Below are 22,339 nucleotides of genomic sequence, written 5' to 3' on the forward strand. Positions count from 1 at the left end.
ACAGTTTTTGTCAACAAAAAGATTTGTTTTCAGAAAATGAATGAAAAAAGGTGATTGACAAATGAAAAAAACGGGTGTATAGTCTGTAAGCGTAAAGGCAATGGTGTCTTTGAGGAATATACCTTGAAGAATCTTTGCCTTTTTTATTTTAGGAGACAAAGTAGTGTAAGAGAGGAGAAACATGGTATGACATATGTTGATGAAGTGATTGAACACGTAGTAAAAAAGAATCCTGCTGAGCCGGAATTCCATCAGGCTGTGAAAGAGGTACTGGAGTCTTTAAGAGTTGTGGTAGATGCAAATGAAGAAAAGTATCGAAAGGATGCCCTACTTGAGCGTCTGGTTCATCCCGAGAGACAGATTATATTCAGAGTACCTTGGATAGATGATAAGGGACAAGTTCAAGTTAATACCGGGTACCGTGTTCAGTTTAATAGTGCAATCGGACCATATAAAGGAGGTCTTAGACTGCATCGTTCTGTAAACTTAAGTATCATTAAGTTTCTGGGATTTGAACAAATTTTCAAAAATGCACTTACAGGTTTACCGATTGGTGGTGGTAAGGGTGGTTCTGATTTTGATCCTAAGGGGAAGTCAGATCGAGAAATCATGGCATTTTGTCAGAGTTTTATGACAGAGCTTTGCAAGTACATAGGCGCAGATACGGATGTTCCGGCAGGGGATATCGGTACCGGTGCGAGAGAAATCGGTTATTTGTTTGGTCAGTATAAGAAAATTCGCGGAGTATATGAGGGGGTTCTTACTGGAAAAGGTTTAAGCTATGGTGGATCTTTGGCAAGAAGCGAAGCTACAGGTTATGGTTTATTATATTTGACTGAGGAATTGTTGAAGCTAAATGGCATTTCACTTAAAGGAAAGACAGTTGCGGTTTCCGGTTCAGGAAATGTTGCAATCTATGCTATAGAAAAAGCGCTGCAATTAGGGGCGAAGGTCGTGACAGTAAGTGATTCTACCGGATGGGTATATGATGCCGACGGGATTGATGTTAGAGTTCTTAAGGAAATCAAGGAAGTTAAGAGAGCAAGACTATCGGAATATAAGAGTTATCGCCCGAATTCAGAATACCATGAAGGTCGTGGTGTATGGTCTGTAAAGGTAGATTTGGCACTACCGTGTGCAACTCAGAATGAACTTACGTTGGAAGATGCAAAACAGTTGGTAGCAAATGGCTGTTTAGCTGTATGTGAAGGTGCAAATATGCCTACCACACTAAAAGCTACTCAATATTTACAGAATAATGATGTTATTTTTGCCCCGGGTAAGGCAGCGAATGCTGGCGGTGTTGCAACATCTGCTTTGGAAATGTCTCAAAACAGTATGAGAATGAGCTGGTCATTTGAAGAAGTGGACTCTAAATTAAAAGATATCATGGTAACCATATGTCATAATATATCGGATGCTGCAGAAAGATATGGAGCAAAGGGGAATTATGTATTAGGCGCGAATATTGCCGGATTTGAAAGAGTTGCAGATGCCATGAGTGCACAAGGTATTGTATAAATTATATAAGAAGTAAAGGCAAAGGCGTCTTTCATGCATATACAGCATGTAAGACGCCTTTCTTTTATGATAAATAGTATAAAAGAAGGACAGATAGAAAAGGAGGAAAACATTATGAAGAATGTTTCGGAGTATTTTGGTAGTCTGGTGTTTGATGATAGGGTAATGAAAGCAACTTTATCTGCAGAAGTATATCAGTCATTGAAGAAAACGATTGATGGAGGAGAACGGTTGGATATCAGCGTGGCAAATGCGGTAGCTGACGCCATGAAAGATTGGGCAGTGGCAAATGGAGCTACTCATTACACACACTGGTTTCAGCCTCTCACCGGAATTACCGCAGAAAAGCATGATAGCTTTATAAGTCCTTCACCGGATGGTGGAGTTATTATGGAATTTTCAGGAAAAGAAATGATTAAGGGAGAGCCTGATGCATCATCGTTTCCATCCGGAGGACTTCGAGCAACTTTCGAAGCAAGAGGATATACTGCATGGGATCCTACATCTTATGCATTTATTAAGGGTAAGACATTATGTATTCCTACTGCATTCTGTTCTTATGGTGGGGAAGCCTTGGATAAGAAAACTCCATTACTTCGTTCTATGGAAGCACTGAATAAGCAGGCTCTTCGGATTTTACGTTTATTCGGAAATGAGGATGTAAAATATGTGCGTACTTCGGTAGGGCCGGAACAGGAATATTTCTTGATTACTAAGGAGATGTTTGATAAGCGCCCGGATCTTCAATATACAGGTAGAACACTTTTCGGTGTAAAGCCTCCAAAGGGACAGGAAATGGATGACCACTACTTTGGTGTCATTAAGCCGAAGGTTGCGGCATTCATGGAGGATTTAAATGATGAGCTATGGAAGTTAGGAATTCTCGCAAAGACCGAACATAATGAAGTGGCTCCGGCACAGCATGAATTAGCGCCTATTTATACTACAACAAACATTGCTACTGATCACAATCAGCTTACCATGGAGATTATGCAAAAGGTTGCTATCAGACATGGTTTGGTTTGTTTACTTCATGAAAAGCCTTTTGCAGGAGTGAATGGCTCCGGTAAGCATAATAACTGGTCCCTTGCAACAGATACCGGTGTGAATCTTCTTTCACCGGGGGAAACGCCATATGAAAATGCACAATTCCTATTATTTCTATGTGCAGTTATCAAGGCAGTCGATGATTATCAGGATTTACTTCGTATTTCTGTCGCAACAGCGGAAAACGATCACAGATTAGGCGCCAATGAGGCTCCTCCTGCTGTAGTATCGATGTTTTTAGGTGATGAACTGAATGCGATTTTAGAAGCAATCGAAACAGATGCACCATATATAGCAGCCGGAAAAACGAAGATGAAACTGGGAGTAAGTGTACTTCCTAGATTTACAAAAGATACGACAGATCGTAATCGAACATCACCATTTGCCTTTACCGGTAATAAATTCGAATTCCGTATGCTTGGCTCATCAAACAGCATAGCTTGTGCAAATATTATGTTGAATGCGGCAGTCGCGGAGTCTTTGAAGATTTATGCGGACCGATTAGAAGGTGTAGAAGATTTTGAATCAGCACTTCATGAAATGATTAAGAAAACCATTAAGGATCACAAGAGGATCATCTTCAATGGCAATGGATATGATGACAATTGGATCAAGGAAGCTACAGAAAAGAGAGGACTTTTGAATTACTGTACAACAGCGGATTGCATGCCACATTTAATGGATAAAAAAAATGTGGATATGCTTATATCTCATAAAGTATTTACTGAAAGAGAATTGGAATCAAGAATGGAAATCATGCTTGATAACTACTGTAAGACCGTTATTATTGAGGCAAACACTATGGTGGTAATGGCAAAATGCTCCATTGCTCCGGCGGTTGAAAAATTTACCGCAAGTCTGGCGAAAAATGCTTCCATAAAGAAAAGTTTTGATGATTCTATTCCATGTGCATATGAAACAGGTTTAGTAAAAAAGTTATCTATCCTTACAGACAAGATTGACATGGCTGTTGATGAGCTAAAGACCTCTCTTGTGGAAATTCAGGATGTCAGAGGAATCATAGAAGAATCTGTCATGATTAGAGATGAGATACTAAGAAAGATGAGCGAGCTTAGGATTGCTTGTGATGAAGCGGAAATGCTTACATCAAAGGAATATTGGCCGTATCCTTCCTATGGGGATATTTTGTTTAGTGTGAAATAAATAAAGAAAGAGGGATGAAAATTATGTTATATAGTCCGGTGAACACGATTTGGGTACTTGGTGGAGCTGCATTGGTATTCTTTATGCAAGCGGGTTTTTCACTCTGTGAGGCAGGATTTACCAGAGCTAAAAATACAGGTAATATTCTTATGAAGAATTTAATGGATTTCTGTATAGGTACACCTGCATTTTGGTTAGTAGGATTTGGCATTATGTTTGGTGCAGGAAACGGTATCGTGGGATCATTTGATCCCCTTATCAAAGGAGATTACGGCCATATACTTCCATCGGGTGTGCCGCTTTGGGCTTTTGCAATTTTCCAGACCGTGTTCTGTGCAACATCTGCGACCATTGTTTCCGGAGCCATGGCAGAGAGAACAAAATTCAGTGCATATTGTATTTACTCTGCTGCCATTTCATTGTTGATTTATCCTGTTTCCGGACATTGGATCTGGGGTGGGGGATGGCTATCAGAGCTTGGATTCCATGATTTTGCAGGTTCAACCGCAGTCCATATGTTGGGGGGGGTCTGTGCAATGATCGGAGCTGCTATTCTAGGACCACGTATCGGTAAATATGATAAGAATGGTAAGCCAAAAGCAATCTTAGGACATAACATTACATTTGCGGCTCTTGGTGTATTTATTCTTTGGTTCTGTTGGTTTGGTTTCAATGGTGCATCTACTGCCGGTATGGATAGTGATGCATTAATGGAAACCGCAGGACGTGTATTTTTCAATACAAACATAGCCGCAGCAGTGGCTTGTTGTACTACTATGATTTTTACCTGGGTACGATATAAGAAACCGGATGTATCAATGACTTACAATGCAGCCCTTGCTGGTCTAGTTGGTGTAACTGCAGGTTGTGATGCCGTCTCCTCAGTGGGAGCAGCCGGTATCGGTATCGTATGTGGTATTTTAGTAGTATTATCAATAGAATTTTTTGATAAGGTTGTTAAAATTGATGATCCTGTTGGTGCGGTATCCGTTCATTGTGTCTGCGGAGCAGTGGGTACGGTTCTAACCGGATTATTCGCAACAGGCGTTACTACTGAAAAAGGTTTATTCTATGGAGGTGGTTTACATTTCTTTCAGGTTCAGACATTAGGTGTAATATCGGTAACAGCATATGTGGCAATTGTCATTACCATTGTGTTTCTTGTTATCAAACACACGCTTGGACTTAGAGCTGATAAAGAAGATGAGCTTACAGGTCTGGATATTTCAGAACATGGTTTGCTTACCGCCTATGCAGGATATGCAATGCTTCCTGATATAAGTGAAGAAGACGGTGATGAGCCGGTAATGGTGGCGCAAGGTGTTCCTGTTGCCGAGGCGGTTGAAGTAAAAAAGATGCCGAGTCTTCTTGATGGAATGCCTAAGATTACAAAAATTGCAATTATCTGTAAGGAACATAAGCTTGAGGCATTAAAGACATCTATGATGAACCTCGGTATTAAAGGAATGACAGTTTCCCATGTACTGGGATGTGGTGTACAGAAGGGGAAACCGGAATATTATAGAGGTGTTCAGGTAGAAACTACCCTACTTCCGAAGGTTCAAGTGGATATCGTAGTAAGTAAAATACCGGTAAGAAGTGTAATTGATGTAGCGAAAAAAGTACTTTATACAGGACACATCGGAGATGGTAAGATTTTTGTCTATGATGTAGAGAATGCTGTAAAGATTCGTACCGGTGAAGAAGGGGTCGATGCTCTTCAGGATATAGATTAAAAATAAATAAAAGCGTTTGAGAAAAGAGAAGTAACATAGGTGATTGCTCACAGCGAGTATGGGATAGTGAGAGCCATATAGTGGAGCCTATGCGAATAACACTTTTCGAGCTGCAATCTGAAAAGATATTCTTAGTAGGTGCGCCGTTTCGTTATGCGTAAAGGAACTAGTCTTGTTGAAGACTTGGAAAATGAGAAAAAATATAGGTGGCACAGCGAGTTCAGCACTTGCCCTATAGAATGCTGAAACTGATTTTGGAGGAAAAAATATGTGTTCTATAATGGGTTATTGCAGTCGCAGTGCTGCCTATGATACGTTTATGAAAGGATTTGAGGCAACGATTTCAAGGGGACCTGATGACAGTAGAGTGATTGATACCGGTAAGGGGTATTTGGGTTTTCACCGTTTGGCAATCATGGGGCTTCATGACGCCGGTATGCAGCCTTTTCAGTCAGATAAAAGTTACGCTGTTTGCAATGGAGAAATATATGGATTTGAGGAACTTAGAAGCAGGCTGTCAAGAAAGTATGAATTCAAGAGTGATTCAGATTGTGAAATAATTTTGCCCATGTACAAGGAATATGGTACGGCTATGTTTGCCATGCTGGATGCGGAATTTGCATGCATCATTTATGATGGGGAACGTGAAGAATATATCGCAGCAAGAGATCCGATCGGTATACGGCCATTATATTATGGTTATGATAAGCAGGAGGCTATTATCTTTGCCAGTGAGCCAAAGAATTTAGTGGGTATAGTTGAAAATATCATGCCGTTTCCTCCCGGTCACTATTATAAGGATGGGAAATTTATATGTTACCTGGATATTTCAACAGCTGCAAAAGTTTGTGAAGATGATTTGGAAAAAGTATGTAGAAATATTCGTAAAAAGTTAGTTTCAGGTGTGGAAAAACGTCTTGTAGCAGATGCAAAAGTTGGTTTTTTACTTTCAGGGGGACTGGATTCTTCCTTAGTTTGTGCAATTGCAGCTAAAAAAAGGAAAGATGCAATCAAGACTTTTGCAATAGGCATGCGTGAAGATGCTATAGACCTGAGATATGCAAAGCAGGTGGCAAATCATATCGGAAGTGATCATACTGAGATTTTTATGACACCGGATGATGTAATTGCATCGCTTAGAACCGTGATATATGTATTGGGTACTTTTGATATTACTACGATTCGGGCTTCGATAGGAATGTATCTGATATGTAAAGCGATTCATGAAAAGACGGATATCAGAGTTTTATTAACAGGTGAAATTTCAGATGAATTATTCGGATACAAATATACAGATTTTGCGCCAGATGAGGAAGCTTTTCAACTAGAATCACAGAAGAGAATAAAAGAACTCCACATGTATGATGTGCTCCGAGCTGATCGCTGTATCTCTGTGAATTCTCTGGAAGCAAGGGTCCCGTTTGGGGATATAGATTTTGTAAAGTATGTAATGTCTATCGATCCCAAGCTGAAAATGAATCGATATGGAAAGGGAAAATATTTGCTTCGTCATGCTTTCGAAGATGGAGATTATCTTCCTGATGAAATCCTGTGGCGAGAAAAAGCTGCATTTTCAGATGCGGTAGGACACTCTATGGTTGATTACCTGAAAGCATATGCTGAAGAAATATATACAGATACAGAGTTTAAGGACAAGTGTAAGAACTATGATCATGCGCAGCCATTCACAAAAGAATCTTTACTATACCGTGAGATATTTGAAGAGTATTATACGGGACAAAGCAAAATGATCGTAGACTTTTGGATGCCGAATAAAGAATGGGACGGCTGTCATGTAAATGATCCATCGGCAAGAGTTCTTTCTAACTATGGTGATAGCGGAATTTAGAAAAAGACAGATATGATGTGCGCTTATAGAAATAAGGAGATGAATGAATGGCGATACATGAGGAATGTGGCGTGTTTGGAATCTTTGGCACTAAAAGGGAAAATGTTGCAAACATTGCTTATTATGGTTTATATGCACTACAGCATCGGGGGCAGGAAAGCTGTGGGATTGTTGTAAATGACGACGGTGTATTTTCATCATATAAGGATTTGGGACTTGTGAGTGAGGTATTTTCGAAAGATACACTATCAAGTTTATCGAAAGGAAATATGGCGGTCGGCCATGTAAGATATGGAACAACAGGAGGAACTACCCGTAGTAATACTCAACCCATGGAAGTAAATCATCAGAGGGGAAAAATGGCGATAGCACATAATGGAAATCTGAGCAATTCATTGGAACTTCGAGATAAATTAGAACTATCCGGTGCAATTTTTAATACCACAAGTGATACTGAGACAATTGCTTATGTTATTACAAGAGAAAGACTTAAGGTTTCCAGTATAGAAGAAGCGGTAAGTAAAGCAATGAATTCTTTGGAAGGTGCTTATTCATTGGTGCTAATGTCTTCTACCAAATTAATTGCGGCAAGAGATCCACATGGATTCAGACCGTTATGCTATGGAAAGATGATGGATGGGAGGTATGTAGTTGCTTCAGAGAGCTGTGCATTATCTGCAGTAGGAGCAGTCTTCATAAGAGATGTTCTCCCAGGAGAAATTGTTGTTTTTAGTAAGGAAAATGTCGTATCTCGAAAAGAACACTGCAATAAAGAAAAGAGAAAGACCTGTATCTTTGAATATATTTATTTTGCCAGACCGGACTCTGTAATAGATACTATTTCGGTATCATTGTCAAGGTGTAAAGCCGGTGAATTATTGGCAGAAAGTTATCCTGTAGATGCAGATGTTGTGATCGGAGTTCCTGATAGTGGCATGGAGGCAGCATTAGGTTATGCAAATGCATCTAAAATACCATATGGAATCGGTTTAATAAAAAACAAATATATTGGTAGAACCTTTATTTCTCCGGGTCAGGATGAACGTCTAGATCAAGTAAGAATAAAATTAAGCCCCGTTAAAAATGTTATAGAAGGTAAAAGAGTTGTATTGATTGATGATTCCATTGTCAGAGGTACAACCAGTAAACGTATTGTAAAACTACTCAAAGATGCCGGCGCAAAAGAAATACATATGAGAATTTCCGCACCGCCATTTTTACATCCCTGCTATTATGGTACAGATATTGATTCAGAAGAGAATCTGATTGCCTGTCATCATAACATACGGGAAATAGAGGAAATCCTAGGTGTAGATTCTCTTGGATACTTACCGATTGAAAAATTAGGCAGATTGGTAGAGGGAACTGAATATTGTGCAGCATGCTTTAATGGAGAGTATCCGACAAATATACCGAAGGATCTTCGAAAAGATCGTTTTGAAGGAAAGTTATCAGAAAAAATCTGTTCCGGATAGGGAAAGGAACAGTTTGCATTCATAACAAGGATAGCTGATATTGATACTGCGTAATGCATGGTTTAGGGAATGACTACCTATACTATTATGGAGAATGAAAGTATTCATCAGAGTGGGAATTATAATCATGGAACCTGCTTATCTGGCCAGTGTAGATGCCGATGTTATTGCAGGCAATCGTATATTCAAAAGGTGCTGCAGCTGTTTTTACAGAGGAAGGACAGAAACAGATTCTTAAGCAACATAACAATTTACAAGTAAGATTCAGCTTGTTTAATGAACGCATTGGATATGTTGGGGTTTTGATAGCATGGAGATAAAAATGCATTCTATTTTTCTAATACATTTCTCTTATCTATGTAACTTAATGACATCGGGGCTTTAGCATATCTGTTTTGTGAAATGGCAGAAATGATTCTCGATAAAGGCTTCCTGTAAACAGCAAGCTTCGTCCTTATGCACGAAGGATAAAGTTTATTCTGTCGAACCTCCGGATGCTTTGTCGAATATCCCCAAAGGCAAATGAAAACGTGGTAAGATGATGGCCGGAGGGATGAAACATGAAACATCAGTATATTGACGGTATCCTTTACTTTTATTTTTACGGGGATCTGGATAACCTTACCGTTTGCAATCTCAAGCAGATCTGCATCGACCTGATAGAAAAATATCAGCCCAAAACGGTAAAGCTTGATTTTGAAGAGGTCACCTTTGTGGACAGCACCGGCATCGGCTTTGTCCTGGCACGCTACAAGCAGCTGCAGAAGCTGCATGCCCAGCTTATTTTATGCAATCTGTCCAGAGTGAACCAGACGCTGTTTAAGATGTCCGGGATCTTCCAGATCATGAAACATGAGAGAAATGAGGTAAAGCTATGAATACGATGAAACTGGAATTTGTAAGCAGACTGGAAAATGAGGCATTTGCCAGAACGAGTGCGGTAGCTTTCCTGATGCCGCTGAATCTGGATATGGAAGCGATTATGGAAATCAAGACGATGCTGGCAGAGGCAATTGTCAATGCCATGATACACGGCTATGAGAGCAGAGAGAACGGAACAATCGTATTACAGATATCCTATGATGAGGAATTCATACATATGACGGTTCAGGATGAGGGCTGCGGCATTGATGATCTGCAGCTGGCAATGCAGCCATTATATACGAGTAAAAAGCATATGGAGCGAAGCGGCATGGGAATGACGATCATGCAGACCTTTGCGGATGATTTCCATATTGAATCAGAAAAGGGAAAGGGAACGCTTGTCACGATAAAGAAAAGAATCCATCATGGAAAAGACAGCGAGCAATGAGGAGCTGATTGAACGGATCCGATTGGGGGATGAAGAAGCGAAAAGCTGCTTTGTTCAACAGAACAGCGCGCTTGTCTATTCGATTATCCGACGGTTTTCCCGACAGCGGATATCGAATGAGGATCTGTTTCAGATCGGCTGTGTCGGTCTGATGAAGGCGTTAAATAATTTCGATACCAGCTATGAGGTGAAATTTTCCACCTATGCGGTTCCCATTATCATGGGAGAAATCAAGCGGTTTTTCCGTGATGACGGCAGTATCCGTATTTCCAGAAGTCTGAAGGAAGGCTATCTGCAAATGGTGAAAGCCAAGGAGGTTTTGCTGCAGAAGCTGAATCATGAGCCGACCTATCAGGAGATTGCCGATGCAATGGAGCTGGATGTGGCGGATGTCATACTGGCCTTTGAAGCAAACCAGTTCATTTATTCACTGGATGAAACGATCTATGAAAATGACGGCTCTCCGATTCTGCTGGAGGACAAGGTTTCCAATAAAAAGGAAGAGGATGTCGTCATGAAGGTTTCTCTGCGTGATGAAATTCAGAAGCTGGATCAGCGGGAACAGCTGCTGCTGCATTATCGCTATGATCTGTCCATGAAGCAGGAGGAGATAGCACGGAAGCTGAATATTTCTCAGGTCCAGGTCAGCAGGCTGGAAAAAAAGATTATCAAGAAGCTGAAGGAGCGTCTGGCAGTTGCCTGATGCTTTTTTATAGCACAGAATTGTTTAAATCTGCCGGTGGAAATCAAATGCTTCACTCTGCATTCCTGCCTGTACGCTTCTACTTTCTTGTGCCGTGTGAAAAAACATGCTATAATATGAGTTCGAAAAAAGAATGGATGTGTAAGTATGCCGTTATCTGAATTTTATCTGATGAATGACGAGCAGATTGCTTCGCTGCATGAGCAGCTTGCAGAAAATTTTTACGACGACGATTTATATAAGACGGTATTCATGGATGACAGAACCCGTTTAAAGACCTTGCGCTACCTGTTTCGCCACTATGTAAAGGCATTGAAGCCATACTGTCATTTTCTGGCGGATAGTGCAGAATGCAGAAGTGTCATGGTGGTATGGGATTCCACTCTGGAACAGCCGCTGCAGTATCATCTGCAGCTGCTCTGGCTGAATTTGAAAATGATTCCCATGCTGGCAGGACTGCGGTCTGTAAAAAGCATACGGCATGTCATCGAATGCTGGGATATGTTTACCAGCCGCTGGATTCAGGAATTCGTACAGGGTGATTACCTGCATCTGGATTTGTTTTTCACAGCAAAAGAGCTGCGCGGAACCGGCATCGGCTCTGCCATGCTGAAAGCGCTGCTTGTTCATGCGCAGGAAATCGGCAAGGATGTCACAATGGAAACGCATCATGCGGAAAACCTTTCCCTTTACTATAGGGCGGGCTTTGTGCTGATGAGTGAAATCACACATCCCGATCATGACATCCATCAGTATAATCTTATGCGAAAATGCATTCGAGAGGAGAATCTGAATGAATAGTAAACATCGTGTGCACAATTTCTGGAGCTATTTTCTGACAATCCAGCAGCCGCTGGAAACCGCTTTACGTGAGCAGGACCGTCATGAATATGAGCATCTGCTCAATGATATTAATGAACAGCTGAAGACCGTATGCGGCTGTAAGCTGGAAGTGGAAATGAGTGAAACCGGTTTTTTTGAGATGACATTTGCAACCGGCGGCGATAAAACCGCACAGCTTTGCAGCGCACTGCTAAAAAAGGATGCTCCGCAGCAGCTCAGTGAAAACTGGATCATCAATGCCTTCCGTCCGCCTTTGAGTGAGCGTGCATTGAACAGTTATCTGCAGCTGAACGGCCAAACAGTTCGCGGTGCGGATTTTAAGGTATATTATACAATTGAAGAGGAATCTAAAACAGTAGAGCTGAAGGTTTACTGTGCAGCGCTACAGGGACTGGAGGAAACCAATAAGGAAAGCATTGTTGCCTATATGCTGGAGCTGTTTATCGGAGAGCTGGAATTTGAAGCACGTATTTCCCGCGTAGAAATCCTGGATGCGGAAATCGATGAGGAAAATGTCTGCCTGCTGCCCAATCTCTATGAGGATCTCTGTGATATTATCATCGATCAGGAGTGGATGGAATATCATGATCCCTTATCCATCTATATGGCCTATAAGCTGGATGAAAAGCCGGTTAGTGAAACTCTGCGCCGGGATATGAAGCTGATTGTCACCACCAATCCGCAGCTGCAGGAGGAGGTCCTGAATAAGGAGTATGCGACCTGCAAGGATTTTGCCGATAAGGGTGGAGAATACGGCTATCTGTATTATGAAAAGCTGTATGAGGATGAAAAGGAAGCTCTTGTCCGGCAGCAGCTGGAAAAAGAAATCAATGACCTTCTGTATCCGATGTCCATTGCGCGTACGATGGGCGGTGCCATCGGTATGTATTATTCCTATATTGATCTTGCGGTGTTCGACCGTGACGGCTTTGCGATTGCATTGGAAAAAATCAATGAAAAGATGAAGTTTAAAATTTATTATCATTCCTTTTTGGAAGACTAGGTCCCACAGGGGACCTTTTTTGAAGCCTTGGGGATGTATTGTATGCTTTTACAGTTATGGCACAGGTTAAAGCGGTTATGCAGGATTGCAGGGTCTGAAAACATCACGTGAGGAAATACGGGACAGAAGCTGGCAGTATGAAAGGCATATAGAAATCACTGCTTTTTCAAGCTGTCGGGTAGGAGGACAGGTGCCGGTTTTCCTTCCGTCACTTTCTTAACATAAAACAGCGTCTGCTTCCATATACTGGTAACAGGTGATCGTATGTTTACAACAATATATGAAGTGCTTTCCAATGCGTTATGCTATGTGGGCTACATCCGCAGCAATTCCTTTCAGCAGCCGCTGGACAAGGAGGAGGAGGCGCGCTGTATCTCCTTGCTGAGTGAGCGCGATGAGGAAGCCAGAAACAAGCTGATTGAACACAATCTGCGTCTGGTTGCTCACATCGTAAAGAAATATGATATCAAAAAGGAACAAACGGAGGATCTGATCAGCATCGGTACCATCGGACTCATTAAGGCAGTGGATTCCTTTAAGCCGGAGAAGGGACATAAGCTGACAACCTATGCCTCCAAATGTATTGAAAATGAAATCCTGATGTATCTGCGCAGCAGTAAAAACTATTTTCAAAACGTTTCATTAAACGAACCGATTGCCACAGACAAGGATGGCAGTGAGATAACTCTGATTGATGCCATTTCCTCACCGGAGGATAGCAGCATTATCGATGATATGATCGTGGAGGATAACATCGCGCGTTTAAAACGTTATATCCATGTTCTGGATGCAAGAGAGCTTGAAATTATCACCAAGCGCTTTGGTCTGTACGGGCAGGAGGAGGAAACACAGCGGGAAATCGCCAGACAGCTGCATATCTCACGCTCCTATGTTTCCCGAATCGAAAAGCGTGCCTTTATGAAAATTTACCGGGAGTTTCAAAAGGAAGAAAAACGCAAGGAGCGTCTGCGTCAAAACAAGGAGAAGGAGTAGGTCAAAACAGCTTCTGATTCTTCGCTATCTGAGGCTGCTGCAAGAACTGGCGGATGCACTGGATCATGTGCACGCATTGCAGCGAAACGGTATGCAGTATTAAAAAAATTGCAGGCAGGGACGCATAGTAGTCTGCTGTCGGATGTATACAAAAAGCAATGCTGTGCGCATTGCTTTTTTTCTTTTGAGAGGAACTTTGCTTTCTATTTACTCAGCAGATAGGCATACAGCAGCTTAGCCGTCTGCACAACGCTTTGAATATGACAGCGCTCCATGCCGTGGGATGCAAAGCAGCCCATACCGAATGCTGCAGCATACACATTGTTCCCTGCACGTATCGCCGCACTGGCATCGGTGCCATAATGATAAAACACATCCACACTGTAATCCAGCTTCTGATCCCCTGCAAGGTGAATCAGCTTTGTTGTCAGTGCTCTATCATAGGGGGTGTAGTTATCCTTTGCACAGATACTCACCTTGGTTTCACTGCCGCAGTAATCCGGACCGATCAGGCCGATATCCAATGCGACATACTCACTGACCTCCTGTGGCAGATAGGCGCCGCCGTGCCCGATTTCCTCATACAGCGGGAAAGCGAACAACGTGGTATACTGCGGCTTTCTGCCGGTTTTCTGTAAATCCTCCAGCACTGCAAACACGGCTGCCACTGCCGCCTTGTCATCGATGAAGCGGGACTTGATGAAGCCGCTTTTTGTAAATCGATAATCCGGATCGATGGAAATGATGTCTCCATGCTCAATCCCCAGTGCGCGCACCTCATCACTGCTGTGTACCAGCTCATCCAGAATGACCATCATATTGGATTCCTCGCGAACGGCGCTTCTCGCATCATCAAACACATGGGTGGAATGCGATGTGCAGGCAAGCAGACCGGTGATCGTGTTTCCATCCCGTGTATGCACCTGAACGCTGCAGCCTTCAATATTGTTGTAGTTGATGCCTCCCAGATTGCGTAAAGCCAGTGTTCCGTTATCGTTGATATGGCGAACCATCAGGCCGATGGTATCCAGGTGAGCACCGACACAAACCGTTTTTGTCGTATCCTCTCCCTCCACCCGGATATAAGCGGTGCGCTTGCGGTCATACGTAAGTGTATGTCCATACTTCTTTGCAAGGCGTTCCATCAGCGGATGAATTTCCTCATAATAGCTGACCGGACTCGGTGTTTCAATCAGCATCCTTGTCAGTGCCTCTATCGTTGTTTCTTCTACATGATATTCCATGATATGCCTCCTTAAACGTTTTTATTGTATCAGGACAGCCTCCTTTTCACAATCATTTCCAATCGTTTTTAATGCATTTCTGCTGAGGAGAGAAATGATCAGGGAGGCAATGCAGGCAAACAGGATCAGAAGATCCACTCTTGTCGCAAAGGTTTCCAGCAGAATGCCGTACAGGGACTGACCGATCGGGTAGGAGCACATGACGACCATGGTGACCATGGATGCCACCTTTCCCAGAAGCTGATTCGGTGTGGATTTCTGCAGGAAGGTCTGCGCGTAGATATTGAATAAGGCCGCAAACAGCATGATGCAGATGCTGGATGCAAAGATGCAGGCATATGCGATATATACCGGGGTATGCAGGAATAAAACCAGCGCCATCGGGAGCAGAAACAGACTGCCGCTCAAAAGAAAGCGCCATGCACCGGACATATCCACCCGCTTTAAAAAGAACGGAAGTGCAATGCTGCCGGCAATGGAGCCGATACCGGTTGCGGCTTCCAGCCAGCCATAGAAGGTTGGCGGAAGCTGCAGGGTGATATTGGAAATGACAGGCAGACCGACGGTGATAAAGCTGGAAAGAACCAGATTCAATCCCGCTAAGAGCAGTAACAGATGAAGGAGGGTCGGATTATCATGCCGCAGAAAGTGCAGGCTCTGGCGACAGTCACTGCGTATGATGGAGAGCATGGATCCATCTGTTGCCACACGCTGAAAGGGGATACGCATGATGCATTCCAGGATGGCGGATAGAAAGAAGGCAGTTCCGGAAATATTCAGTAACAGGGAAAACGGCAGGAAGGAAAACAGAAAGCCGCCCAAAATAGGTCCGAGCAGGGTTGCCAGTGCATTGATCTGTACAACAATGCCGTTTGCCTGCATCAGCTGATTCTCAGAAACAAGCAGCGGAATGCTTGCCTGTACGGAGGGCTGATAGAATGCCTGTATGATAGACAATGAGATCATGAGTATGGCAACCAGCACAATACTGAACCCCCTTGTGCTTACCATGGAAAAGCCGAAGATGAGGAAGGAGGTCAGAAAATCAAGACTGAGCATGATGCTTCTTCTGCTTACACGATCCGCCAGAATACCGCCGAAGGGGGATAGCAGAATGGTCGGAAGTATGGAAACCGCCAGTATGGTCGCAAATATGGATGCACTGCCGGTAACCTGCAATACATAGAGAGACAAGGAAAAACGCAGAATTGCGTTGCCGAACAGGGAAATGATCTGTCCGATGATCATGAGTATAAAATTACGATTGAAAGCTTTCATAAGGGAACATCCTTTCTTTATGATACCAAACGACGGTATGTATGTTGATTAAGAGAAACTACCCGTCAGGGTAGCTCATGCATGGATTGTGCAAGGATGCGGAAATAGCTTGTCAGCTCCTGCTCGAGAGGCTCATCGATGACCGGTATGCCCATGGAATCACACAGCGTGCGGAAGTAGGCGACCTTTGCCGGTATCGCATCCAGCTCCTTTAAAACGATGGGGGAACAGATCCAGTAATTCAACAGCAGCATCAGCACCTGTGCGGCACACAGCGGATCCTGACTGCGAATACTGCCATCCTCCATTCCTTCCTTCAGAATGCGTTCCACAATCTGGGAATTGACACTCAAATTCTCTGCCATACCGCTCATGAAAATTTTCGGATTCTTCCAGAGATTGATGGATATGGTGTCAATCTGCTTCTTTTCTTCATTTTGAATCTGTCGGTAAATAATGGCACGAAGCTTTTCGATGCCGGTCTTATCACTGGCATTTCGGAGCAGCTCCATCTGGGCATCTCCATGATAGCAGCGCTCACTCAGTGCTTCGATAATTTCATCCTTGGATTTAAAGTGATGATAGATGGCGCCCTTGCTCATACCGAGGGCATTGACGATGTCCTGTATCGTTGTTTTCTCATAGCCCTTCTCATTGAAGAGCGCCAGAGAAACCTCCAGAATTTTCTCCACGGTTCTCTGCGGGTATTTATTGCGTGCCATAGCTCCTCCTTTATCATACATACGTTTGGTATGTATATATCCTATCATATCGGAAGTGACATGTAAAGCCTGCATGAGAAAAATCAGTTTGAAGTGAGAGGGAAATATGATAAAATAGATATGATTTATGCGAAAGATAGGAGAAATGAGGATGTTGAAGCTGTTTACTCCCGATTATTATATCCATAGCTTTTCGGCTCTGCGCCCGGAGTATCTGTTGGAGCATGGTATTCGCCTGCTCGTCTGTGATATCGACAATACGCTGGTGCCGCATGATGTGGCACTACCCGATGAAAAGGCTGTACAGTTTATACGCGGCATGCAGGAGGCGGGAATCCGGGTCGTGTTTATCAGTAACAACGTGGAGGAACGCGTTGAAACCTTTGCGAAGGGACTGCAGGCGGACTGTTATCCGTTCGCTATGAAGCCGCTGCCGAAAACCTACCGGAGAATGCTGAAGGAGCAGGGCGTTGATAAGAAGGAGGTCGCTGTGGTTGGGGACCAGCTGATGACGGATATTCTGGGAGCCAATCTGATGGGGCTGCATACGGTTCTGACAGCACCTGTGGTGACCAGGGATTTGTCATTCACAAAGTTTAATCGTTTTTTTGAAAATATCGTATTTCGGCTGCTGCAAATAACAGGGCGGCTTCGTAAAGGAGAGTATGATGAGTAATAAGATATGTAAGGGCTGCGGTGTCGTATTGCAGAGCAGTGATGCCGCCGCAATCGGATATACACCGAAAATGGAGGCAGACTATTGTCAGCGCTGCTTCCGTATCCGGCATTATGATGATGTGGTCATCAGTATGAAGCAGGGCATTGACAGTGATGCTGTACTGCAGAAGATCAACGCCATGGATGCGCTTGTGGTCTGGGTGGTTGATCTGTTTGATTTTGAATCCAATCTGCTGCCGGGTATCAACCGCCATCTGCTGGGTAAGGATATCCTTATGGTGGCGACCAAGCGCGATCTGCTTCCTGCAACTCTGGGCAATGAGAAGCTTTCACAGTTTTTGCTGCGCCGTTTAAAGGAAGAGGGAATCCTTGTTCAGGGAATTGTGGTCTGCGGAGATCTGGCTGCACATGCCCGGCGTGAGGATAATGCATCCGTCGATGAGGTGTGTGCGGCGATTGCACATTACCGTAAGGGGCGTGATGTTGTTGTCATGGGCATGGCGAATGCCGGAAAGAGCACTCTGCTGAATGCCATCTGTGATGGAGTTGATCTGACAACCTCACGGCATCCGGGTACTACGCTGGATTTCAATTCCATTGCGATGGAGGGCTATCAGCTTTATGACACACCGGGACTGACCCGTATGGATTCCCTGCTGACGCATGTGGATGATGGGCTGCTGAAAACGGTGATTCCGTTAAAGCCCTTAAAGGCCAGAGGCTATCAGCTGAAGGGCAATCAGACACTGTCGCTGGGCGGTCTTGTCCGACTGGATCTGATCGGGTGTGAACAGGTCAGCTGTGTTGCCTATTTTTCGGAAAGGCTGCCGCTGCACCGCAGCAAGCAGGAAAAAGCGGATGTATTGTGGGCACAGCATTATGATGAAATCCTTACTCCGGTGATTGGAGAAAGAGAGCATATGAAAAAATTTTCGTATGGACATGTGCAGGAGCATAAGCTGGATGTCGTAATCCATGGCTTAGGCTGGTTCTGTATCCGTGGTGATGTGGCTTCCGTGGATGTCTATGTGGCACAGCAGGGCAATGTAACGTTTAGAAAGGCGATGATATAATGTTAACAGGAAAACAGAAAAGTGAGCTGCGCGGGATTGCGCAGACAAGAAAACCACTCTTCCAGATGGGGAAGGATGCAATCAGTGAAAATCTGATCAAGACGATATCCGATTCACTGGAGGCGCATGAGCTGGTCAAGGTATCGCTTTTAAAGACCTGTGCGATAACGGCAAATGAAGCTGCCGTTACCATCAGTGCTGCAACACACAGCGAGGTGGTGCAGGTGATCGGGCGTACCTTTACGCTGTATCGGCGAAGCAAGAAAAATAAGCTGGGGTTATAGTATATGCGGATCGCGGTACTGGGCGGAGCCTTTGATCCGATACATAACGGACATCTGCAGATTGCAAAGCAGGCACTGAAGCAGCTGCGCGTGGATGAGGTGTGGTTTATGCCGAGTGCAGCAACGCCGTTAAAGCAAACGCAGGCTGCCTCCTTTTCGGATCGTGCGGCTATGGTAGCTCTTGCCATCAGGCCATACCGGCATATGAAGCTGTGCACGCTGGAGCATGAGCTTGAGGGTGTCTCCTATTCCATACGTACGGTGAAGGAGCTGAAAAAGCGCTATCCAAAGCATTCCTTCTGCTGGCTGATCGGGGATGATCAGGCAAGGCAGTTTGACCGATGGAAAGACAGTGAGGATCTGAAGCAGCAGCTGCCCTTTTATGTGTTTTCAAGAGAGCAGCACACTGAACAACTGCCCGCTGGTCTTCAGCGGGTCGTCATGCAGCTGATTCCGGTATCCAGCAGCGAAATCCGCAAGGGGCATAAGCTGTATCAGGTACCCGAAGCGGTTCGTGCGTATATGGGGCTGCATGCGCTGTATCTGGAAAGCATGGTGAAAGAGCAAATGAACGAGCATCGCTATCTTCACAGCCAATCGGTCGCACAGCTGTGTGTCGAATTGGCGCAGGCTCATGGTCTGGATACCAGGGCTGCCTATATTATGGGAATTGCACACGATGTATGCAAGCAGCTTCCGTATGAGAAAGCGAAGGCCTGGATGCGTGCACATATGCCGGATCACCTGGAGGAAGCAGCCGCTATATGGCATGGCTATATCGGAGCGGATTATGTAAATAAGGTGTTTCATATCCGTGACCGCCGTATCCTGCAGGCGATATATCATCATGTGAAGGGAAGGAATCGTACGGATTTTGACCGTATTCTGTTTATCGCCGATAAGCTGGATCCCTCGCGCGGTTATGATTCCCGTCGGGAAATAGAAATCAGCAGGAAAAGTCTGCGGGAGGGCTACCGTGTTGTGAAGCAGCAGCAGGAGGCTTATCTGAGAAAAGAAGGCACATTGAAATAAGGTAAGGAGCTACTATATGGATGAATTATTAAGTATTGTACAAAAGGCAATTGATGAAAAAAAGGGGGAGAGGGCGCTGTTATATGATTTCCACGAGCTGAATCCCTTTATTGATCACGTTGTGATCTGCAGTGCGCCGAGTGTACGGCAGACACATGCGATTGCCGATAATATCAAGGACCGTGTTCGTGAAAACGGATACGAAATTCGTGCGATGGAAGGAAACAGTGAATCCCGCTGGGTGCTGGTGGATTTGAACAGCATCGTCGTTCATGTATTCATGAATGAGGAGCGTGACCATTTTCAGCTGGAGAAGCTGTATGCCGATCTGCCGCATGAGGATTTCTCCCTATGATGTATGAGCTGCTGGCACATGTCTATGATGCGCTGGTTAAGGATGATGAGGCAACTGCCTGCTGGGTGGAGCTGATCAAGGCGCATATCAGGGGGACAGAGCTGCTGGAGCTGGCCTGCGGGAGCGGGGAAATTACAATCGCTCTTGCACAGGAGGGCTACCACGTTGATGCGAGTGATCTTTCTGCTGCCATGATTGAAGAAGCAAAGAAGAAGGATGGCAGCGAGCAGGTGTCATGGAGTGTCATGGATATGTGTGATCTGCATACGGATAAAAGCTATGACGGTATCCTTTGTCTGTGCGACAGCTTCAATTATCTATTAAAGGACGAGCAGGTGCGTGCGTTGTTTCAGGGCGCTTACCGGCATCTGCGTGATAACGGTGTTTTTCTTGTAGATATGCATTCCATGGATCGCCTGGAGGAATTTGCAGAGGAATACAATGAAGCAGGACATGTTAAGGATTTGGAGTACCAGTGGACCATTGCCAGTGAGGATGACCGGATCTATCAGAATTTTGCTTTTTATGACAGCGAGGGTCGTGTGACACTGGAGCAGCATGAGCAAAGAGTTTATGAGCCTGCCTGGATTCTTGCGGAATTGAAAAACGCCGGTTTTCAGGTGGAGGTCTATACGGATTTTACACAGGCGGGAATCTGTGAGGGAGAAAAGCAGTTTTATATCTGCAGGAAAGCGGGAGGTATACAATGATTGCAGTGATTGCAGCAATGGATAAGGAAGTAGATGCAATCGTATCCATTATGGAAAGTCATGAGCATCTGATGAAAAGCGGAATTGACTTTGATAAGGGAATACTGGCGGGCAAAGAGCTGCTTGTGATGAAAAGCGGTGTCGGTAAAGGAAATGCCGGTATGGCAACGACGATTCTGCTGGAGAATTTTTCAATCGATTGTATCGTCAACATCGGGACGGCCGGAGGTCTGCAGGTGCAGCAGAATATTCTGGATGCCGTTATCAGTACACAGGTCGTTCAGCACGATTACGATACGAGTCCTGTGGATGGAGCTGATGGAATCGGTCTGTATTTTGAAGCGGACCAGGATCTTGGTGACATGTGCGAGCAGGCATTGAACAAGCTGGGCGTTGTGGTGCATCGCGGTCTGGTGGCAAGTGGAGATCAGTTCGTTGCCCGGGAAGCGCAGCTGCAACGGCTGAACGAGCTGTTTCCGGATGCAGTCTGTGCGGAGATGGAAGCCGGTGCGATTGCTCAGGTATGCGCTCATTATCATATCCCCTTTGTCGTCCTGCGCTCACTTTCCGATGTAGCACACAGTAAGGACTCCCATATGGATTTCATGACCTATGTAGAGCATGCCTCCTCACGCAGTGCAAGCTTCTGCAGGGAGCTGATGAAGTGCATGGCATAAGACGGAAAACCCGTCTTTTTTCTTACAATTTTATCCGTTGCGTGGGCATAGATTGCGATTTCTGATATAATGATAAGGCGGAGTGAGTTTGCAGCTGTTTCTAAATCTGCAAAGGTTTTTTCAAGACAAATCCTCTAAAATTGTGTATAATAAAAGACAGAAGTGTAAAGGAGGTACGCAATGAAAATCAATGGAAAATCGCTGGCGGTAAGTATTGGTTTGCTTGCTGTACTGCTGATTGTACTGCTTGTGGAATCCTCGATCTTTATCAGTGGACCATCGCGTAAATACGAAGAAAAAATTGATGAACAGATGAGTGCCATCCGCGATACTTATAAGGAAATAAAAAACCTGCATCGTGATGCCTTCTATTACATTACCTATGTGGGAGAGGATGCGGATAATTATGTCTGGTTTAATGATAAGGGGAAGGCGATCGTATCCAGAAAAAAGGATACGGATCAGACGGATAAGGTAAAGCAGGAGGTGCAGAAGCGCTATGGTGCAAAGGATATACAGGTTGCACTGGGATATGGATATGATAATCCGGTGTATGCTGTAGAATGCTCTGCAGGACAGATTCTGCTGGATTATGACAGTCTGAAGGAAGTGTATTTTCTGAAAAAGGGAGAGGCTTAAT

22 protein-coding genes are annotated in these 22,339 nt (G+C 44.2%); 19 read left to right on the forward strand and 3 right to left on the reverse strand.

Annotation, left to right across the window (positions count from 1 at the left end; translation table 11 throughout):
- Positions 1-186 precede the first annotated feature (186 nt).
- The 11 genes from gdhA to sigK all read left to right on the forward strand — a co-directional run bounded on the left by gdhA (position 187) and on the right by sigK (position 13,646).
- Complete coding sequence (gene gdhA, locus KSZ58_RS07280; protein WP_008817381.1) at positions 187-1,521, forward strand: NADP-specific glutamate dehydrogenase; 1,335 nt, start codon at positions 187-189, stop codon at positions 1,519-1,521.
- Positions 1,522-1,635: 114 nt separating this feature from the next.
- Positions 1,636-3,732, forward strand: coding sequence for a glutamine synthetase III (locus tag KSZ58_RS07285; protein WP_008817380.1), 2,097 nt, complete (start codon positions 1,636-1,638; stop codon positions 3,730-3,732).
- Positions 3,733-3,746: 14 nt separating this feature from the next.
- On the forward strand, positions 3,747-5,468 hold the full coding sequence (locus tag KSZ58_RS07290; protein WP_233104358.1) for an ammonium transporter: 1,722 nt from the start codon (positions 3,747-3,749) through the stop codon (positions 5,466-5,468).
- 268 nt (positions 5,469-5,736) lie between these two features.
- Entirely contained in the window at positions 5,737-7,317 is a 1,581-nt protein-coding gene (gene asnB / locus KSZ58_RS07295; protein ID WP_008817378.1) for an asparagine synthase B, read from the forward strand.
- A gap of 47 nt (positions 7,318-7,364) precedes the next feature.
- A complete protein-coding gene (gene purF / locus KSZ58_RS07300) occupies positions 7,365-8,792 on the forward strand; it encodes an amidophosphoribosyltransferase (RefSeq protein WP_008817377.1) in 1,428 nt (475 codons plus the stop codon).
- Between the two features lie 560 nt (positions 8,793-9,352).
- Complete coding sequence (locus tag KSZ58_RS07305) at positions 9,353-9,670, forward strand: anti-sigma factor antagonist (RefSeq protein ID WP_002608860.1); 318 nt, start codon at positions 9,353-9,355, stop codon at positions 9,668-9,670.
- A complete protein-coding gene (spoIIAB, locus tag KSZ58_RS07310) occupies positions 9,667-10,104 on the forward strand; it encodes an anti-sigma F factor (protein WP_008817376.1) in 438 nt (145 codons plus the stop codon). Before KSZ58_RS07305 ends, spoIIAB begins: the two co-directional genes overlap by 4 nt.
- Entirely contained in the window at positions 10,082-10,807 is a 726-nt protein-coding gene (locus tag KSZ58_RS07315) for a SigB/SigF/SigG family RNA polymerase sigma factor (RefSeq protein ID WP_002608862.1), read from the forward strand. The genes spoIIAB and KSZ58_RS07315 overlap by 23 nt, the downstream gene beginning before the upstream one ends.
- Positions 10,808-10,954: 147 nt before the next feature.
- Positions 10,955-11,608, forward strand: a complete 654-nt coding sequence (locus KSZ58_RS07320; protein ID WP_008817375.1) for a GNAT family N-acetyltransferase — start codon at positions 10,955-10,957, stop codon at positions 11,606-11,608.
- Entirely contained in the window at positions 11,601-12,653 is a 1,053-nt protein-coding gene (locus KSZ58_RS07325; RefSeq protein WP_008817374.1) for a hypothetical protein, read from the forward strand. Before KSZ58_RS07320 ends, KSZ58_RS07325 begins: the two co-directional genes overlap by 8 nt.
- Before the next feature lie 264 nt (positions 12,654-12,917).
- On the forward strand, positions 12,918-13,646 hold the full coding sequence (gene sigK, locus KSZ58_RS07330; protein ID WP_009269184.1) for an RNA polymerase sporulation sigma factor SigK: 729 nt from the start codon (positions 12,918-12,920) through the stop codon (positions 13,644-13,646).
- Between the two features lie 203 nt (positions 13,647-13,849).
- On the opposite strand, the gene KSZ58_RS07335 is transcribed toward sigK, so the two are convergent.
- From KSZ58_RS07335 to KSZ58_RS07345, 3 genes are all read right to left on the reverse strand, one after another.
- Positions 13,850-14,890 carry a M20/M25/M40 family metallo-hydrolase gene (locus KSZ58_RS07335; RefSeq protein WP_008817372.1) on the reverse strand — a complete coding sequence of 347 codons (1,041 nt, stop codon included), beginning with the start codon at positions 14,888-14,890 and terminating at the stop codon, positions 13,850-13,852.
- Between the two features lie 21 nt (positions 14,891-14,911).
- A complete protein-coding gene (locus tag KSZ58_RS07340; protein WP_008817371.1) occupies positions 14,912-16,168 on the reverse strand; it encodes an MFS transporter in 1,257 nt (418 codons plus the stop codon).
- Positions 16,169-16,233: 65 nt separating this feature from the next.
- Complete coding sequence (locus KSZ58_RS07345; RefSeq protein ID WP_008817370.1) at positions 16,234-16,890, reverse strand: TetR/AcrR family transcriptional regulator; 657 nt, start codon at positions 16,888-16,890, stop codon at positions 16,234-16,236.
- A 151-nt stretch (positions 16,891-17,041) separates the two neighbouring features.
- Here KSZ58_RS07345 and KSZ58_RS07350 point away from each other — a divergent pair, with 151 nt between their 5' ends.
- The 8 genes from KSZ58_RS07350 to KSZ58_RS07385 all read left to right on the forward strand — a co-directional run bounded on the left by KSZ58_RS07350 (position 17,042) and on the right by KSZ58_RS07385 (position 22,338).
- Positions 17,042-17,566 (forward strand): YqeG family HAD IIIA-type phosphatase, encoded by a 525-nt coding sequence (locus KSZ58_RS07350; RefSeq protein ID WP_002608869.1) that lies wholly within the window; start codon positions 17,042-17,044, stop codon positions 17,564-17,566.
- The gene (locus KSZ58_RS07355) at positions 17,559-18,641 is read left to right on the forward strand and encodes a GTPase (RefSeq protein WP_008817369.1); all 1,083 of its coding nucleotides are present in this window, start codon (positions 17,559-17,561) and stop codon (positions 18,639-18,641) included. The genes KSZ58_RS07350 and KSZ58_RS07355 overlap by 8 nt, the downstream gene beginning before the upstream one ends.
- Positions 18,641-18,925, forward strand: a complete 285-nt coding sequence (gene yhbY, locus KSZ58_RS07360; protein WP_002608871.1) for a ribosome assembly RNA-binding protein YhbY — start codon at positions 18,641-18,643, stop codon at positions 18,923-18,925. The genes KSZ58_RS07355 and yhbY overlap by 1 nt, the downstream gene beginning before the upstream one ends.
- Before the next feature lie 3 nt (positions 18,926-18,928).
- Positions 18,929-19,957, forward strand: a complete 1,029-nt coding sequence (nadD, locus tag KSZ58_RS07365; RefSeq protein ID WP_008817368.1) for a nicotinate (nicotinamide) nucleotide adenylyltransferase — start codon at positions 18,929-18,931, stop codon at positions 19,955-19,957.
- A gap of 16 nt (positions 19,958-19,973) precedes the next feature.
- Positions 19,974-20,312, forward strand: a complete 339-nt coding sequence (rsfS, locus tag KSZ58_RS07370) for a ribosome silencing factor (protein WP_008817367.1) — start codon at positions 19,974-19,976, stop codon at positions 20,310-20,312.
- Positions 20,309-21,022, forward strand: coding sequence for a class I SAM-dependent methyltransferase (locus KSZ58_RS07375; RefSeq protein WP_008817366.1), 714 nt, complete (start codon positions 20,309-20,311; stop codon positions 21,020-21,022). The genes rsfS and KSZ58_RS07375 overlap by 4 nt, the downstream gene beginning before the upstream one ends.
- Positions 21,019-21,699: a 5'-methylthioadenosine/adenosylhomocysteine nucleosidase gene (locus KSZ58_RS07380; RefSeq protein WP_008817365.1), complete on the forward strand. Its 681-nt coding sequence runs from the start codon at positions 21,019-21,021 to the stop codon at positions 21,697-21,699. The genes KSZ58_RS07375 and KSZ58_RS07380 overlap by 4 nt, the downstream gene beginning before the upstream one ends.
- Before the next feature lie 180 nt (positions 21,700-21,879).
- Complete coding sequence (locus tag KSZ58_RS07385) at positions 21,880-22,338, forward strand: hypothetical protein (protein WP_008817364.1); 459 nt, start codon at positions 21,880-21,882, stop codon at positions 22,336-22,338.
- The last annotated feature ends 1 nt before the right edge of the window (position 22,339 follow it).

It is taken from the genome of Erysipelatoclostridium sp. DFI.2.3, assembly GCF_019132535.1.
GTDB classification, from domain to species: Bacteria; Bacillota_I; Bacilli_A; order Erysipelotrichales; family Erysipelotrichaceae; genus Clostridium_AQ; species Clostridium_AQ innocuum.

What these genes read in the sequence shown, in the direction of transcription:
- asnB (WP_008817378.1), top strand. Translation starts at nt 5,737, where the DNA reads ATGTGTTCTATAATGGGTTATTGCAGTCGCAGTGCTGCCTATGATACG.
- spoIIAB (WP_008817376.1), top strand. Translation starts at nt 9,667, where the DNA reads ATGAATACGATGAAACTGGAATTTGTAAGCAGACTGGAAAATGAGGCA.
- KSZ58_RS07290 (WP_233104358.1), top strand. Translation starts at nt 3,747, where the DNA reads ATGAAAATTATGTTATATAGTCCGGTGAACACGATTTGGGTACTTGGT.
- KSZ58_RS07320 (WP_008817375.1), top strand. Translation starts at nt 10,955, where the DNA reads ATGCCGTTATCTGAATTTTATCTGATGAATGACGAGCAGATTGCTTCG.
- KSZ58_RS07385 (WP_008817364.1), top strand. Translation starts at nt 21,880, where the DNA reads ATGAAAATCAATGGAAAATCGCTGGCGGTAAGTATTGGTTTGCTTGCT.
- gdhA (WP_008817381.1), top strand. Translation starts at nt 187, where the DNA reads ATGACATATGTTGATGAAGTGATTGAACACGTAGTAAAAAAGAATCCT.
- purF (WP_008817377.1), top strand. Translation starts at nt 7,365, where the DNA reads ATGGCGATACATGAGGAATGTGGCGTGTTTGGAATCTTTGGCACTAAA.
- KSZ58_RS07380 (WP_008817365.1), top strand. Translation starts at nt 21,019, where the DNA reads ATGATTGCAGTGATTGCAGCAATGGATAAGGAAGTAGATGCAATCGTA.
- KSZ58_RS07285 (WP_008817380.1), top strand. Translation starts at nt 1,636, where the DNA reads ATGAAGAATGTTTCGGAGTATTTTGGTAGTCTGGTGTTTGATGATAGG.
- nadD (WP_008817368.1), top strand. Translation starts at nt 18,929, where the DNA reads ATGCGGATCGCGGTACTGGGCGGAGCCTTTGATCCGATACATAACGGA.
- KSZ58_RS07375 (WP_008817366.1), top strand. Translation starts at nt 20,309, where the DNA reads ATGATGTATGAGCTGCTGGCACATGTCTATGATGCGCTGGTTAAGGAT.
- KSZ58_RS07340 (WP_008817371.1), bottom strand. Translation starts at nt 16,168, where the DNA reads ATGAAAGCTTTCAATCGTAATTTTATACTCATGATCATCGGACAGATC.
- KSZ58_RS07355 (WP_008817369.1), top strand. Translation starts at nt 17,559, where the DNA reads ATGAGTAATAAGATATGTAAGGGCTGCGGTGTCGTATTGCAGAGCAGT.
- KSZ58_RS07305 (WP_002608860.1), top strand. Translation starts at nt 9,353, where the DNA reads ATGAAACATCAGTATATTGACGGTATCCTTTACTTTTATTTTTACGGG.
- KSZ58_RS07325 (WP_008817374.1), top strand. Translation starts at nt 11,601, where the DNA reads ATGAATAGTAAACATCGTGTGCACAATTTCTGGAGCTATTTTCTGACA.
- rsfS (WP_008817367.1), top strand. Translation starts at nt 19,974, where the DNA reads ATGGATGAATTATTAAGTATTGTACAAAAGGCAATTGATGAAAAAAAG.
- yhbY (WP_002608871.1), top strand. Translation starts at nt 18,641, where the DNA reads ATGTTAACAGGAAAACAGAAAAGTGAGCTGCGCGGGATTGCGCAGACA.
- KSZ58_RS07315 (WP_002608862.1), top strand. Translation starts at nt 10,082, where the DNA reads ATGGAAAAGACAGCGAGCAATGAGGAGCTGATTGAACGGATCCGATTG.
- KSZ58_RS07335 (WP_008817372.1), bottom strand. Translation starts at nt 14,890, where the DNA reads ATGGAATATCATGTAGAAGAAACAACGATAGAGGCACTGACAAGGATG.
- KSZ58_RS07345 (WP_008817370.1), bottom strand. Translation starts at nt 16,890, where the DNA reads ATGGCACGCAATAAATACCCGCAGAGAACCGTGGAGAAAATTCTGGAG.
- KSZ58_RS07350 (WP_002608869.1), top strand. Translation starts at nt 17,042, where the DNA reads ATGTTGAAGCTGTTTACTCCCGATTATTATATCCATAGCTTTTCGGCT.
- sigK (WP_009269184.1), top strand. Translation starts at nt 12,918, where the DNA reads ATGTTTACAACAATATATGAAGTGCTTTCCAATGCGTTATGCTATGTG.